Genomic DNA, 15,141 nt, shown 5'->3' with positions numbered 1-15,141 from the left:
TATTATCTGGTTGGCTAAACCTTGGATAAACCGGAATCCCACCGGCTTGACTACACACCCTTAGCTGGGCACACAACTGGAAGTTGTTAGCCTATTCTCTTTTTGAAATACAGCGCAATTACAACGCATACCACAATAGCAATTGCAAAAGGAATTGCTACCAAAAATGCAGTCGAGACTGGAGCACTATAACCAGCATATTTGATGCCCCACATCATGTCGCAATAGTTATATGCAACAACAGCACACATCACATCAGACAGAAGAACAGCCAAAATCAAAAACAAATTAGATATAGTTTTCATAAAAATCCTCCTTATTTGTTCGATGTACTTTTAAGGAGCAAAACAGCACCGGCAATAATTGCTACAAGGCAGATAAGTAGGAAAATTCCGTTTCCCTCTATTGTTATCATGGAAGATGTTCCAATTTGTTCCGATGCAGACGGCATAAAAACAGATACAATTCCCCAAGCAATCAACAAGACTACTCCTATGATACAAGTGGCTATACCAAGGATGCGCTTCTCACGCTTGTTCGTTGCCTCAGTTTGATGGACTTCTAAACTCACAGCGTTTTCTGATATTGAATTTTCTTCTTTCATCAAATAGTCCAGTGAAACATCAAAATACTTACTGATTGAAATAAGAGTATCGGTTTCCGGAACTGCTTTCCCGTTCTCCCTTAATTAAAGATATTGTTGGGTAAAAAAGAAAGGTCAGTCGATTTTGCCGATGAAGCGGTAGTAGATTTCTACTTCCTGTTCACGGCTTCCGTCCTCGCCCTTGACAGCTTCGTGGACGGTTATTTTTTCAATTAGAGTGTTCAGAAGTTCGGCGGTCAGCTCCACAGGGTTGACATACTGTTTCATTAGGGCAATCCACTTTTCAGCATCCGCTGCGGTCTGTACGGCGGCTTCCATCGTTTCGTGAAGCTGTCTTATTTTTGCTTCAAGCTCCTTTTGCTCGTTCTGGTACTTCTCGGACAGCATATTGAAGTTATACTCGGTTATGCGTCCGGCAGACCAGTCCTCATACATTTTAGCAAACAGCCCGTCAACCTCGGCTTTACGCTTCTCTGCCTTTTTCAGCTCCGCAGCCTGCTTTTTCTTTGCAGAGTTTCTTTCCCTGTCGCTGGCATTGAGCAGGCGTTTCAGTAGCTTGTCCTCGTCTTTCTGTGCCAGCATAGACCAGTATTGCAGTCTTGCAAGTACATAGGCATACAGTACATCATAGCGGATATAGTGCATGGAACACTGGCGTAATCCCTGTCCGTTTTTGCTGCAATGGTAGTACCCGTATGGGTTTTTGTTCTGCTTGTTTTCCCCATAGGCTAAAGACCATCCGCAGTCTGCACATTTTATCAATCCTGCGAAAATCTGTGTCGTACCGTTTCTGCGTTTCCTGCGTCTGCTTGCAATCAGCTCCTGAACTTTTTGGAACACTTCTTCGGAAATGATGGCTTCGTGGGTATTTTCCACACGATACCATTCTTCCTGCGGCTTCCGCACCTTTTTCTTGTTCTTGAATGAAATGTTGCTCTGCTTGTTGTGAACGCTGTGACCGATGTAGGTTTCCTCTTTCAAAATGCTCTTGACCTGTGCAATCGTCCACGCATAGGCTTTTTCTGCGGGCGCACCGGCGTAGATATTAGCGAAAGTCCCGTATCTTTCATAGTTCAGCCAGCCGGGGGTAGGTACTTTTTCTTCCACCAGAATCCGTGTAATGCTGGCGGCACCCCTCCCGTGTACTGCAAGGTCAAAAATCTTCTCTACAATCCAGCGTGTTTCCGGGTCGATCAGAAGATGACCTTTTTTGTCTGGGTCTTTTACATACCCCAGCGGTGCATAGGCTCCATAGTGTGCGCCATTGGCAAATCTTGTGCGCATGGCAGCCTTGACCTTTTTGCTGGTCTGTCGGGCATGCATTTCATTCAGGATGTTTAAGAATGGGGCAAGCTCGCTTTCTCCGTTGATGGTGTCCACATTGTCATTGATGGCAATGTAGCGTACTCCCTTGCTGGGGAAATAGATTTCCGTGTACTGACCGGTCAGGATATAGTTTCTTCCCAGACGGGATAAGTCCTTTGTGACAACGCAGTTGATTTTCCCGTCCTCGATGTCATCAATCATCCTTTGGAAACTTGGACGCTCGAAATTTGTCCCGCTCCATCCGTCGTCAATGTACTCGTCTACAACAGTCAGCCCATGCTCTGCGGCATACTGCCTAAGCATCATGCGCTGGGTCTGGATACTGCCGCTTTCCCCCTGTAATTCATCGTCACGGCTCAATCTCAAATATAGTGCAGTGTTATAAATCGTTGTATTGTATGGTTGTTTCACGGTTAAAAATCCTCCTTCTAAAAGAAACAACCCACGCTTATACAATACTCGCTGGTACAAGTATATCATAAGCGTGGGCTGATTGACAGTCGTTATTCCGTATTTTTTCAGGAAGCGGCGGCAGCGTGCTGGATCACATCTTCCAGTAGGCTGTCAAGCGGCTTCCCATCCTGTGCGAAATGCTCCGATACCTTGATACGGACTTTCCCCATGACAAAATACTGGGTGCCGTCTTTTTCGGTAAGCAGGGTGCCGCTGTTTTCGTTGTTGCTCTCGTTTTTGTTTTTTGCCATAGGCAGTTACCTCCATAAATGAAATATGCCCGACAAGGGAATGTCAGGCAGGTGTACAGCCGCAGACTGTCTCCGTGTCAACCAAACCGTGTCAACCGGCAGAAAAGACTTTGAAAACAATCCATAGGCACTCTATTATTACTTTTTACTTTTTCTTTGATTTCTTGGTTGACATGGTTGACAAAGGAGAGAAATGCCAAATATCAGGCTTTTCTCCGTCAACTGGCTGTCAACCAAAGCGTCAACCAAACTGTCAACCGGTGGCTTTTCAGAATGGCAGTTCCATTTGCCAGGCTTCTTCTTCCGTGATTTCCTGAAAACCGTCCCCCTCCGGCGGGTCTTGGTTGACACGCTCCCAGCCTTTTTGAGAACCGTATTTCTTATACCGCTTCGGGCTTTTGTAGGCTGCCCAGCCCTGTATGATGCCGCCCGCAATGCCGGTATTCATAATCTCGCAGATTGCCCGTGTCTCCCAGTCTGCCGGGGAATTTAAGTTCCCCAGCGCTTCCTCATAAAGCTGCTTGGAGCATACCCTGTCACCGGTGTAGTCCTCCAAATAGGCGTAGATCATGCCAGCCTGTGTGTCCTCCTGCATGAAGTCCTGCTGATGGGCGTTCAGGTATCGGTTCATTTCTATGCTGAATGACAGCTTATACTTCCCACTGTGGTAAACCGTCATGGCTTCCGCCCACATCTGTTCGATATACGCCCTCGCCGCCGCTTCATCGTCCAGTATGTGAACCTCCGCCCGTTCCGGGTACACCGTCACGGGGAGAAAGCGCCGGTTGCCGGTGCGGTCACGGGGCAAAAAGTCCTGCCGGTTGGTCGTCCCTCCAAATACACATTGCCGCAGCCGGTCTGCCGGATGTGTCTCATACGGCACTTTGTAGGTTTCTTTCTGGCGGCTTAAGAATGACTTGATTTCCTCAATACTCTTGGCGTTGGCTGTGGCGATCATCTCCGACATCTCGATAATCCAATGCCCTTGAAGCTTGCGGTACACATTTTCATCGTCCAGCTTCTTCAAATCGTCTGAAAACCATTCGTCCCTGCCTGCCAGCAGCCGGAAAAAGGTAGATTTCCCGGCTCCCTGACCACCAACCAGACAGAGCATGACCTCAAACTTGCTCCCCGGTCTGAATACCCGCCGGATGGCTCCCATCAGGAACAGTTTCAAGGCTTCATAAGTGTATTCGTCCGTATCGGCTCCCAGAAAGTGATGCAGGGCATAACGAATGCGCTCTGTGCCGTCCCATTGCAGGTTGTTCAGGTAATCCCTGACCGGATGGTAGCGGTTTTCATTGGCAACAATCTTGATGGCGCTCTGCACCTTTTTCTCGCTGATAAGCCCGTAATTTTCTTCCAGATACAAAAGCAGGTAGTTCATGTCCATGTCGGTCAGCGTGGTACTGGTGCGCTCCCAGCCCAGCGGCTTCACAATGTCAATCTGCTCCGTCAAAAGGTTCAGACGCAGCGCCCCACGAAACAGCGGGTCACGCTGGAACACCGTCAGGCAGTTTCGGATGCTGTTCTTCACGCCGCCTTTCTGCGTCCCCTCTAACGTCTCCCGGATTTCTTCCGGTGTCTGCGCCGGTTCCATTGTGTCCATCGTCCTTTTGACCGCTTCCTGCGTTTCCGGCGGCAAGCTCTGAAATTCGCTGTTCAAGCCGCAGCACCTCCTTTCCCTGTGCGGCGATCAATGCCGCTTTTTCTTCTATTTCTCCGTATAACAAAATATCCAAAAGGTATTCTGTGTAGCTTATCCTCTGCAACGCTTCCACAAAAAGAGGATGCCAGATAGCATCCTGCGGCTGTGGGGCGTATGCTGTTTTCCAATGCTCCAGCAGGCGCTGATAATCGCATAGCACCCGGAAACAATACCGTTCCGTTTCCTGAAATCTCTGCTCCGCTGATTTTTGCCGGGGCTGTGACCTGTTGTGACGCTTCCTATCTGGCGGCGCATTGCCGGATTTCTCATAGGAAACGCCGAAGTCCTCCGCAAGCCTGACCGCAGCTTCCCGTTTCCCCAATCCATGCAGCAAAGCGGCAAAGTCGATCACATCCCCGGAAGCCCCGCAGCCGAAGCAGTAAAAGCGGCTGTCCACTTTCATGCTGGGCGTGCGGTCATTGTGGAATGGACAGCAGACCATGCCGTTTCTCCCCACCCGGATTCCATAGAATGAAGCAGCCTGCCGTGTGGTAACAGACTGTTTCACCGCTTTAAATACATTCAAATGCTCCCTCCGTAAAAATACCGGTAGCGGTAAAGCTGCCGGTTATATCATAGCTCCATCTCATGTTTCTTTCTCTGTACTTCCTGTGGCTGCTCCCTCCGGCGCAGTGCGGTATCTACGGCGTTCTGCACCTGCCGCAGCCGTATGACTTCCTCCCGGAGTGGCTTGTGCTGCGGAGACAGTTCGGCATACTCTGTTTTTAACTGTGCGTATTCCTGTTTCCATGCTTTCAGGGCAATGGGTTTTCCGTCCAGTTTTTCTTTCAGAATACGGCGGGCGGCATAAAACAGCCGTAACTCCGCATCGTGGGATGTTTCAAATTTCTCCCTCTGTTTCTTAAACTTGATATTGTTCAATTCCGTATGGACAGGTTTTAGCCGCTGGTAATTCTCGCCCTCCCGTATCAATTCCTGCAATTCCTTTATCCTGGCAGATTTCTTTTTCATGGAGCCGCTTAATGCTTCAAATTCTTCACTGACAGAGGAAAGACGCTCCTGCAAATCCTCTAATGTGAGCAGCTTGTTTTCCGTCAGATAATTGACGGCTTCGGCAAACTGCTTTAAGTTTCCGGTTCTGGCTTTATTGCTCCATGCCCCTGCGTTGCGCTGGTTGTAATAAGCGATCAGCAGGTCGGCAAGGTTCGGTGTCTGTGGTTTGGAAAGTTCTTCTTTTACCTCTGCCATCCAGACAAACAGGGCTTTGATCTTCTTCCTCACATCCTGCATGAGCCGGTTGGTGGCTTTAATCCAGCGGTTCAGTTCCCCTTTCTCGGTGCGGATGCCCTTTGCTTCCATCTGCCGGACATTAGCTCCCTCGTGGACAGTAGGTATCAGGTCAAGCCCCTGCCGCACATAGGAACGGTGGTCGATACGCACATCCAGTCCTTTTTCCTCAAATTTTGTATTAACGGCAGCCGCCCACTGCTCCCGCCAGTGTTCCAGTGTTTCCGGCTCGTGCCAGTCTGTTGTGTGGACAGCATTAAACATATAATCGCCATTTTTATCCCGGATTCGGTTTCCATCTTCATCAAGAAGATATTCCCGCCGCTGTTTTTGTCCCCATGTGCCATCCGGGTTCAAAGGGCGCATTGTTGTCATCACATGGAAATGCGGGTTTGGGATACCGCCGTCCTCTTTCTCCGGACTGTGAAAAGCAAGATCGGCAATCATGCCTTTTGCCACAAACTGCTCCTGCACGAACTTCCTCGCCAGCTCCATGTTTTCTTCCAGCGTCAATTCATTCTGCATGGCAATATCAAAGGAATAGGCAAGCTGTGCTTTTGGATGTTTCTCGCAGTTCTCCACAGCATTCCAGAGGGTCGCCCGGTCAAGATATATTTCCGGCGCATGGGGTGGCAGCATGATTTCCGAAGCGATCACGCCGCCCTTTTTGGTGTAATCGCTGACTTCTCCATAGTAGCTACTGTAAAGACGCTCCCCGGCTCGGTAGGCTGCGCTGGCAATGGCGCTCTGACCGGCGCTGCGCTTTATCTGTGCGATTGAAAAATGATAAAGTGTTATCCTTAGTCACCGCCTTTCTCCTGCCCGGAAATACAGGCGTGGTTCTCTGCGGCAGACCGGATGAAATGCTCCGCCTGCGGCAGATTCAAAATGCTTTCCATGAGGGAATAAAATTCCGTTTCGGTCAGCTCCTTTGTCTGTGGCGCAATGCTCTCAACGGCTGCCCCACGGGTAATCAACCGGTGCGTCCTCTGTTTTCGGGAACCACTTTCCAGATACGCCTGCCGGTTTTTCAAACGCTGCATTTTCCGTTTTTCCCGTTCCAGCAGGACAGTGGTTTTTTCATATTCCTGTTTCAACTGTTCCAAAGATTTTTCCATGTTCTCACATCCTTTACTTATAAGATAAAGAAAGACCATCCGCAGACAGTCCGTGTGTCAGTGCTTCTATAAAACCCGATGAAAAGGGAAAACCGCAGAGCGGATTTCTCTTTTCGGAGGGTACACAGGGGATAGCCGCCTTAGCGGCGCAAGGGGGTGTAGCCACCTTGTCGGAGCGAAGCGAACGCAGACCTCGGATTGCTGATTTTATCAGCGACAGAGGTAAGCTCCACAGGACGCACGATACATGGTCTTTAGACTATGTATAGAAGTGCGCCCTTAGTTCCTAAGGGATTTTGCCGTTTCCGGCAGTTTTGTCCTTTTTCTTGGAACGCTTGGAAAGATACTTCGGGCAGTCAACCACAACCGCCCGGAAGCTCTGTTTGCATTCGTGCTGGCATTTCCGGCACAGTTCGTTGTAAGTGATACGGCTGCGGTCATTTAAGAAGAAAGACCATTCCAGCCGTCGCTTGTTGCTCATTCTTGCCATAACCGGCTCCTTTCTCCGTTTCTATCTGATGTACGCAGATAGGCTGTTTTAGTGTAGCGTTTCGGTATCATTTTTAAGGTTTTTTCCCTCTGTATGCCCCTTTGGAAAGTGCGGCAGTATTGCAGTCAGGGGATAATATCTCACGCTTTTTTGTCGCTTCTCGGTACGGTTTCGGAGCCTTTTGCCATCCATTCAAAGAAAGCAGTTTTGCTGACCTTGATAAGCCTGCCACTGCGGAACGCCGGAAAGCCGGGGGTGTGTACCAGCTCATAGGCGCTCGCTCTTGAAATTCCCATAATCTGCTGGATGTCCGCCACATCCAGAACCAGCGGTAAATCCTCGTAGCTGTTCAATCTCTTTTTATTGCTCATTCTGTTCCTCCCATAAATCAAATAGGTTAAAATGCTTCCTGCTGCCGTTCTCCCCAAAAGCCGTTTTCCTGCCCCATTCCTGCGGTGTTTCCCTGCATTGGTGCGCTGGATGCGTCACTTCTCCTGCCGGTCATATCCCTTTTGGACGGTCATTCACTTGTCAAGGTACTGTATGGTATGAAATTACCAACTGCAATCATCATAGCGGACTATCCTTGACAAAACAATACTTCTGCGATACCATGAGTGTAACGGATATAACTGAATTATATAATTACCATAAGAAAAGGCAAGGGATAGGGATGGAGAATCAGTTTATACGGCATGAGCCATGTTTTGAGAGGATTTTGTTTGTCCTGACGCTGGACAGGAAGAAAATGAAAGAGCGGATTTTGATTGGGGAAGAACAGCAGATTCGCTTCCGTCTGAACGGGAGCCAAAACACAGAGGTGCTTTGTGATATGACACGCCCACTGGGAACTTTTTTGATAAACTTTGAGCGTGACACGGACAGAGATTGGAACTTATACGGGCTTTCTCCACTGCGGCAAGCCCTCCACTCCAACCGATGGAAACAGCCGGAGCTGGAGCAGGCGGCAAGCGAATTTCTCTGGGGAAAATATCTTAGCAATGACCCTCTGAAAATGTATGTGGCGTTCCGTATTTGGAACAGCTATCTGCTTGCCAGAGAACCCCGTGACCGTAACGCTGCCTGTGACCGCTTCATGGATAAAATGAGCAGCCTGACCGGGGTATTCCATAACGAAGCCATGAGCTTTGACAGGGAGACAGGAAAACCGAAACATTTTCAAGCTGGCAGCCTTTATTTCAAAGGCGCACCGTCAGAAGATACCCGGCTTGACCTCTGGTTCCCGGACAACCGGCGCACAGAAGAATGTGTGTCTGCCTATGCGTCCCTCTACCCGTTGATTACCTATTATCTGAACAGGCTGAATGACTGGGGGCTTTGCTTCCGACAGTGCAAGGTCTGTGGGAAATATTTTCTGGCAAAGAGCCAGCGGTATGAGCTGTGCAGCGATAAGTGCCGCAAAGCACAGGCGCTTCAAAACAAGCGGGAATTTGACGAGAGGGCAAGAGAAAATAACTATGACCTGCTTTATAAAAATGAATGCCAGAACTGGCGCAACAAAATAAACCGGGTAAAAAATACCGCAGGCTTTCCGGCTGACCGTCTGGAAAAAATACAGGCTGCCTTTGCCGACTTTAAGAAAGAAGCATTACAGAGAAAAAAGGCTGTAAAAACAGGAACAGCCAGCCCGAAAGAATTTACGGACTGGCTGTATCAACAGAGTGATATTATTTTGAAATTAACTACCTTTTAAGTGATGTCTATACAAAAGATCATTCCTCCCTTATGGCAGACAAGATGCTTGTTTTCTTCAACTCGGATTTTGCGTATGCAGTGAAAATCAAATATATAACTGCTAAAACAACGACTAACGCCAGTAGAAACAGCCACGGCAATACCAACGTAATGCAATGGTTTACCGCATCCAATCGTCTACAAACAATTACACTTAAAATGCTTCCAAATACAAGAGCTATTACCAACGAACCTCCGAGGTAAATTCCCATCTCCCTATCCAGCATTGCTTTCAACTGTTGCCGTGTTGTTCCAACAGCTTCAAGCAAACCGAATTCACGCTTTCTATTCTGAAAATCAACCATAAGCATATTCGTAAGGCTGATACTTCCAAAGACGAACAGAATAGCAGAAGTCATATATAGAGCATTTATAGATGCACTGTATCGATACTGAATATTTTTAATCGTTTGTTCAATCGTATTTACTTCTATTTTTCCATTTTTATCCGCAATCTTCTGAACTGCGGTCAAAACTTCATCAAAACATCCCTCTGAATTTTTAATCGCCAGAATCCCCGTCTGTTCCGTTATCCCTGTCAGTTTCTTTGCTGTGTCATAAGTCATAATGAAGTAGGGGCTTCCAGGAACAACCGGGCTATCCTCCATTAAATCAGATCTATTGTATGTGCCTACAACAACGGCTTCCACATCAAAGGTTCTACCATCAAAAGCTCTGCCCTCAATCTTCAAAGTATCGCCAACTTGTGCTATATCTTCTGCAACCAATATTCCATTTTTCTCAACCATATCATCGTAATCTGCTGTTCCAGAGGATAACGCCGCCTGCTTTTCTTCTGTCTGTTCCCGATTTAAGGTTGGAAAGAAGTCTGAAATGCTCGTGATAGAACCACTTTCGCCCGAAAAAGTAGCTGTCATATAAACGCTGTCAAATGCGGTAATCTTTTCTATCCCATCTACCTTTTCTAATTCCTGCATCAATGCCTGATCTTCAAGTGGATTTTCTTCCAGTTGCAATTTTGCACTTCCGTATGGCTCCGCTTCGTTATCGAAAGAGCTGCCAACTGTATTTCTTATTTGTATAAGAATGTTACCGGCAGGATAATATTTGAAACTTGCCTGTTTTGCCGGATCAATAGAACCAGCAACCGTAGAAGTAACCAGTAAAAGAGCTCCGCTTACTCCAAGCATTAAAAGCGTCAGAACTGCTTTTTGTTTGTTTCTTTGTATATTTATTTTCGCCAGATTAAACGGCGTAAGTTTCCGATGCAGTTTTGAGCTGCTTTTTGCCTTTCCAGCATACGCAAGGTATTTAGCACCCTCTACCGGGGAAGTATTCATTGCTACTCGGACAGGCTTAAAAATGGCAATATTCACTGTTACAAAGGCTACTGCGGCAATCAGTACAGCATAAATAACTGTTGTTTTTAGCCGGAATCCATCAGGACAGCCAATAAATCCAATCAGTACACCAATGACAAGCCCCAAAGGAATACCAGCTAAGGCATATAAACGTCCCTCTTTACTTGCCATCCGTTTAATCTGTCTTTTTGTCATGCCAACTGTCCGCAGTTGCCCAAACATCTGAACATTTTTTACAATCTTTGTGTAAAAAACACCATAGACAATCGTTGCCGCCAAAATAGCCGTCAACGCCGCCAGTAGTGGTACTGGAATCGGAATACCCGATGTTATCACACCCGACATAACAGCAGAATACTCTGTAAGCATTACCTGTTCCTCGACAATGCCTGTATTTTGTATTGCTTTGCCGGCAAAATTAAGAATAGCCGTGGAACTTATGGCGTCTGTATTCAACCGCGTATATGCTGTAACCTGAAAAGAATCTTTTGCCAGATCTTGGGCAAGCTCTTTACTAACATAAATAAAATATCCGTTGCTTTCTTTCGTATTATTCAAAACACCTGAAAGTGTATATTCTGCTTTCTGTCCTGTTCCAGTCAGGTCAATAGAAATTGTATCGCCAGTCTGATAGGATTTTCCTAAAAAATCAAGGTAGTTCTGGGGGAGCATAATCTCATCCGCTTTCTGCGGCACACTTCCCTGAAAAGTTTTTTCTTCCTGATGTAAAAAATAATCTTCATTTCCATAAGCAACAGTGATTGTTTTATTTTCAACATAAAACACACCTATAGCGGAATATTCGCCAACCCATGTAATATTTTCGTTTTGATGCAGCTGAGCCGTTTGTTCGTCTGTAACTCCCAAAATGCCAATCTGCGCTTTATTCCTCTGTGTGTTCTTGAATTTCTCTTGTGTACCTGTTGATATTAGGAGAATCGAAAAAACCATACAGACAGAGATGGCGATTGTCAAAAGCAGAAATGCCTTGTTTCTCTTATCCGCTTGCATACTCCTACCTGCCAATTTTTTTACAATGGCACTTGTATCATTTTCAAAAGGCCATGTCATAGTCTGCCACCTCCTTACTCCACAATCTTGCCATCCTCAATGCAGACAATCCGATCTGCAAGACGGGCTATGTCGTCATTGTGGGTAATCATCACAACAGTTTGCCGGAACTCCGCGCTGGTGCGCTTGATAAGTCCCAGCACCTCGGCGCTGGTCTTGCTGTCAAGGTTGCCGGTCGGCTCGTCGGCCAGCACAATAGCCGGTTTGGTAATCAGGGCGCGGGCAATCGCCACACGCTGCTGCTGGCCGCCGGAAAGATTGTTCGGCATATTTTTCAGTTTATCTTCCAGCCCCAGCAGGTGAACGATTTCGTCCAAAAACTTCTGATCCACCGTGTCCCCGTCCAGTTCCACCGGCAGGACGATGTTCTCATACACATTCAGGATGGGAACAAGGTTATAGTTCTGGAAGATAAAACCGATGTTGCGGCGGCGGAAGATGGTGAGCTGTTCGTCGTTCATTTTCGACAGCTCTTTGTCCCGGACAATCACGGTTCCGCTGGTGGGAGTGTCCAGCCCGCCCATCATGTGAAGCAGGGTGGACTTGCCGCTGCCGGAGGTTCCCACAACGGCCACAAACTCACCGTCATTTACGGAGAAGTTCACGCCGTCAAGGGCGCGGGTGATATTCGGCTTTGTGCCGTAATACTTTTTCAGGTCGATAGTCTGTAAAATGCTCATACTCAAAACTCCTTTCAAGGCTTTCTGCCTGCTGATAAGGGTATTGTAAAACCCAAATGTCCGCGAAATGTTACAGCGGCCCAAAAATTTCATTGAAAATCGGGGTGAAATGTTACAGCGCTCGGACATTTCAAAAATTTTTTGAGAAATGGCGAAAAAAGCGGGGCAGCACACGCCGCCCCGCCGATCCCATACGGTTATTCCATCGCCCGCATTTGTTCAATCAGGGATTGCTTTTTCTGTCTGCGGATTGTCCATACAGACAAGATCAGTTCCATTCCGAACAATACCAGAATGAACAGTCCCATTTCCAAAACCGGGAATTTGTAAGGCACTACATTTCCGGCAAAAGCTCCTATACTCATTTTTCTGCAAGCAAAGATGGAAGCCGGAAGCCCAACGATCAGCGTCGCCAATGTTGCAAAGAGCGCATAGCACAGCCCCTCACAGATGTTCATTTTACATAGCTGTTTTTGTGTTAGGCCGATAGAACGCAGAATACTGTTTTCCTGCTTTCGGGCTATCTGGTTAGAGAGTGTCGTATTGATAAGGTTGATAACGCCAAAGAGAAATACCAACCATGAAAGTATCTCCATACTGCCAAACGCAAAAGAATTTGTCATTTCTTCATATTCAATCACTGTATTGATTTCATCTAAGGCAATATTACTATGGCTGGCAACAATATTTTTCAATTCAGCTCCCACATAGTCCGTTTTTTTAGCGTCATTTACAATGCTCCATGAATAGTCAAAAGAGGTGATTTCCGGGTGCAGTTCGTGGAACAACGCTTCTGGTGCAAAAAGAGTTGCCCCATCTAAGTGCATCCTGCCATGTCCTGAATATACCTTTGCAGGAGCGTATAACCCCGATATGGTAACAGAAACGGATGGCTGTTCTTCTCCCAAAGAAATCTCAACCGTTGAACCAACACCCATATCCTCATTCTGCTTTAGCACATTATAGTCAATTACAATACTACGGGAATCTGTTGGCATGGTTCCCTCTGTCAGAGCCGCTTCAACTGCCGCATAATTCTGGTCGGTCAGCATATCGCACATACCACCAGCTTGATGAATCTCTGTTTTATAAGTTGCATGGAGAGATTGCCTGCTTGGAATTATATCTGTAACGCCATCAATAGATAAGATTTCCTGCTTTAATTCCTCATTCAATGGATTTCCCGCTGCCATAACCTTTTCTTCTGTCATTTCAGAATCCAAATAAATTTTATAGTCGCCGTCTGGGAAAAACTGTCTTGCAAGTGCCTCTGGTGAGCGCAGCAAAACAATGGAGGATACCACAAGCAGGATAATTCCGCCCAAACTCAATGAAGCTACAATAGCAACGGTCTTTTTTCGGTCACGCTTAAAATTCGCAATTCCCATTGAAACAGGATTGAGCTTGATGTTCTTTTTCCGGCTGCGGATGTCCTTTTGCGCCGGGGTAAAACGGATGGCTTCAATCGGGGAAATCCCTGCCGCAATTTTTACTGGCTTACGGATGGAAACAGATACCATGATCCAACTACTTATGAGTGTCAAAATAACCGTTTCCACATAGGAAACAGCGTTAAATCCCTTGGGAAATAGAAGAAAACCGCCGCATACACCCAGCACTGTACCAATCAAAATTCCGATACTGCCGAGTTTGCGTCCCTCCCGCTTTACAATCCGCTTGATTTGCTTTGGCGTTGCACCAATCGTCCGAAGCTGCCCGTAGCTCTTGATTTTGTCATTGATGGAGATACGGAAGATACTCTGGATCACAATATAGCCGCCGATCAGAACAATGGCAATCACGCCAGCCATCAGTGCAAAATCAAAGGATTTAGAAGCATAGGCAAAATACTTGCTGTTCATTTTGGGCATAGGAAGCTGATATTCCTCCGCAATCTCCCTGCAATAAGAGGTCATCAGTTCTTCGCCCAACTGGTCGCTGTTTTTGAAATGGGCATAGGCACGATACCCAGCCGGGTCAAATCCATCCCATTCTGTCAGGGCAGCTTTGGAAAGAATGATAGCGCAGGTATTCGCTTCTTTTTCATTTACGCTGTCCATAATTCCGGTAACGACATAATCACCATGAAAACTCTCGGTATCTAAGGTCACAGTGTCCCCAATCTTGGCATTGTTTCCATAGGTGGAAAGAAAGTATTCGCTTACGACAACTTCATTTGCTTTTTCAGGAACCCGGCCCTCTAACAACTTCATCTGCGCCTTGGTAATCTCCATCATTTGCGCGTCGCAATACACATAGGACGCATGATAGCCCTGTTCCGAAAGTTCCTCACCCAGTATATAGTAGCTGCCTACGCGCTCAAACTCCGGCACTCCTTTCAGGGTTTCAATGTCGTTTTCCTCCACGCCCAGCCAGACCGCCTCATAAGTATCGACAACCTGATTGCGCTGCATTTGTGTCAGGGAGGTAGACACAATTCCCGTAAAGCAGATCAGAAACGCCGCCAGCGCAACGGCGATCACTACCATCAGATTCCGGCGCTTCTCGCTTTGCAAACTTTTCTTTGCCAGCTTCTTTGTAATGGCGCTGGTATCATTCTCAAAAGGCCATGTCATAGCCTGCCACCTCCTTACTCTACAATCTTTCCGTCCTCAATGCGGACGATCCGATCTGCAAGGCGGGCAATGTCGTTGTTGTGGGTAATCATCACGACAGTTTGCCGAAACTCCGCACTGGTACGCTTGATAAGCCCCAGCACCTCGGCGCTGGTCTTGCTGTCAAGGTTGCCGGTTGGTTCGTCGGCCAGCACGATTGCCGGTTTGGTAATCAGGGCGCGGGCAATCGCCACACGCTGCTGCTGGCCGCCGGAAAGATTGTTCGGCATATTTTTCAGTTTATCTTCCAGCCCCAGTAGGTGAACGATTTCGTCCAAAAACTTCTGATCCACCGTGTCCCCGTCCAGTTCCACCGGCAGGACGATGTTCTCATACACATTCAGGATAGGAACAAGGTTATAGTTCTGGAAGATAAAGCCGATGTTGCGGCGGCGGAAGATGGTGAGCTGTTCGTCGTTCATTTTCGACAGCTCTTTGTCCCGGACAATCACGGTTCCGCTGGTGGGAGTGTCCAGCCCGCCCATCATGTGAAGCAGGGT

Annotated in this window: 15 protein-coding genes; 1 reads left to right on the top strand and 14 read right to left on the bottom strand. The window is 47.3% G+C overall.

Annotation, left to right across the window (positions count from 1 at the left end; genetic code table 11):
- Nucleotides 1–86: 86 nt before the first annotated feature.
- From I4V44_RS15955 to I4V44_RS15910, 10 genes are all read right to left on the bottom strand, one after another.
- Nucleotides 87–305 (bottom strand): hypothetical protein, encoded by a 219-nt coding sequence (locus I4V44_RS15955; RefSeq protein WP_055057416.1) that lies wholly within the window; start codon nt 303–305, stop codon nt 87–89.
- An 11-nt stretch (nt 306–316) separates the two neighbouring features.
- Complete coding sequence (locus I4V44_RS15950) at nt 317–604, bottom strand: hypothetical protein (protein WP_118408966.1); 288 nt, start codon at nt 602–604, stop codon at nt 317–319.
- Nucleotides 605–718: 114 nt separating this feature from the next.
- Nucleotides 719–2,341 carry a recombinase family protein gene (locus I4V44_RS15945; protein WP_064786799.1) on the bottom strand — a complete coding sequence of 541 codons (1,623 nt, stop codon included), beginning with the start codon at nt 2,339–2,341 and terminating at the stop codon, nt 719–721.
- A gap of 107 nt (nt 2,342–2,448) precedes the next feature.
- Nucleotides 2,449–2,634 carry a hypothetical protein gene (locus I4V44_RS15940; protein ID WP_015540918.1) on the bottom strand — a complete coding sequence of 62 codons (186 nt, stop codon included), beginning with the start codon at nt 2,632–2,634 and terminating at the stop codon, nt 2,449–2,451.
- A gap of 268 nt (nt 2,635–2,902) precedes the next feature.
- Nucleotides 2,903–4,243, bottom strand: a complete 1,341-nt coding sequence (locus I4V44_RS15935) for a virulence-associated E family protein (protein ID WP_196002954.1) — start codon at nt 4,241–4,243, stop codon at nt 2,903–2,905.
- Nucleotides 4,128–4,868, bottom strand: coding sequence for a CHC2 zinc finger domain-containing protein (locus tag I4V44_RS15930; RefSeq protein WP_118408972.1), 741 nt, complete (start codon nt 4,866–4,868; stop codon nt 4,128–4,130). The genes I4V44_RS15935 and I4V44_RS15930 overlap by 116 nt, the downstream gene beginning before the upstream one ends.
- Before the next feature lie 47 nt (nt 4,869–4,915).
- Nucleotides 4,916–6,388: a MobQ family relaxase gene (gene mobQ / locus I4V44_RS15925; RefSeq protein ID WP_082923119.1), complete on the bottom strand. Its 1,473-nt coding sequence runs from the start codon at nt 6,386–6,388 to the stop codon at nt 4,916–4,918.
- Nucleotides 6,389–6,390: 2 nt separating this feature from the next.
- Nucleotides 6,391–6,708, bottom strand: a complete 318-nt coding sequence (locus tag I4V44_RS15920; RefSeq protein WP_173705778.1) for a DUF3847 domain-containing protein — start codon at nt 6,706–6,708, stop codon at nt 6,391–6,393.
- A 286-nt stretch (nt 6,709–6,994) separates the two neighbouring features.
- A complete protein-coding gene (locus tag I4V44_RS15915) occupies nt 6,995–7,198 on the bottom strand; it encodes a hypothetical protein (RefSeq protein WP_004614949.1) in 204 nt (67 codons plus the stop codon).
- 140 nt (nt 7,199–7,338) lie between these two features.
- Nucleotides 7,339–7,569, bottom strand: coding sequence for a helix-turn-helix domain-containing protein (locus I4V44_RS15910; protein ID WP_064786802.1), 231 nt, complete (start codon nt 7,567–7,569; stop codon nt 7,339–7,341).
- Nucleotides 7,570–7,871: 302 nt separating this feature from the next.
- Between I4V44_RS15910 and I4V44_RS15905 the strand changes: the two genes are divergently transcribed.
- Nucleotides 7,872–8,912 (top strand): DUF6076 domain-containing protein, encoded by a 1,041-nt coding sequence (locus tag I4V44_RS15905; RefSeq protein WP_117457311.1) that lies wholly within the window; start codon nt 7,872–7,874, stop codon nt 8,910–8,912.
- 19 nt (nt 8,913–8,931) lie between these two features.
- Here I4V44_RS15905 and I4V44_RS15900 read toward each other — a convergent pair whose 3' ends face one another.
- From I4V44_RS15900 to I4V44_RS15885, 4 genes are all read right to left on the bottom strand, one after another.
- Entirely contained in the window at nt 8,932–11,346 is a 2,415-nt protein-coding gene (locus I4V44_RS15900; protein ID WP_015540914.1) for an ABC transporter permease, read from the bottom strand.
- 14 nt (nt 11,347–11,360) lie between these two features.
- Nucleotides 11,361–12,026, bottom strand: a complete 666-nt coding sequence (locus I4V44_RS15895) for an ABC transporter ATP-binding protein (protein WP_117850965.1) — start codon at nt 12,024–12,026, stop codon at nt 11,361–11,363.
- Nucleotides 12,027–12,223: 197 nt separating this feature from the next.
- A complete protein-coding gene (locus I4V44_RS15890) occupies nt 12,224–14,602 on the bottom strand; it encodes an ABC transporter permease (protein ID WP_015540913.1) in 2,379 nt (792 codons plus the stop codon).
- 14 nt (nt 14,603–14,616) lie between these two features.
- On the bottom strand, nt 14,617–15,141 hold a 525-nt coding region (locus I4V44_RS15885; RefSeq protein ID WP_196002953.1), incomplete at its 5' end, for an ABC transporter ATP-binding protein.

The sequence above is a fragment of the Blautia sp. 1001283B150304_161114_C9 genome (genome assembly GCF_015668165.1).
Taxonomy (GTDB): domain Bacteria; phylum Bacillota; class Clostridia; order Lachnospirales; family Lachnospiraceae; genus Blautia_A; species Blautia_A wexlerae.
This window is presented reverse-complemented; position numbering and strand designations above follow the sequence as displayed.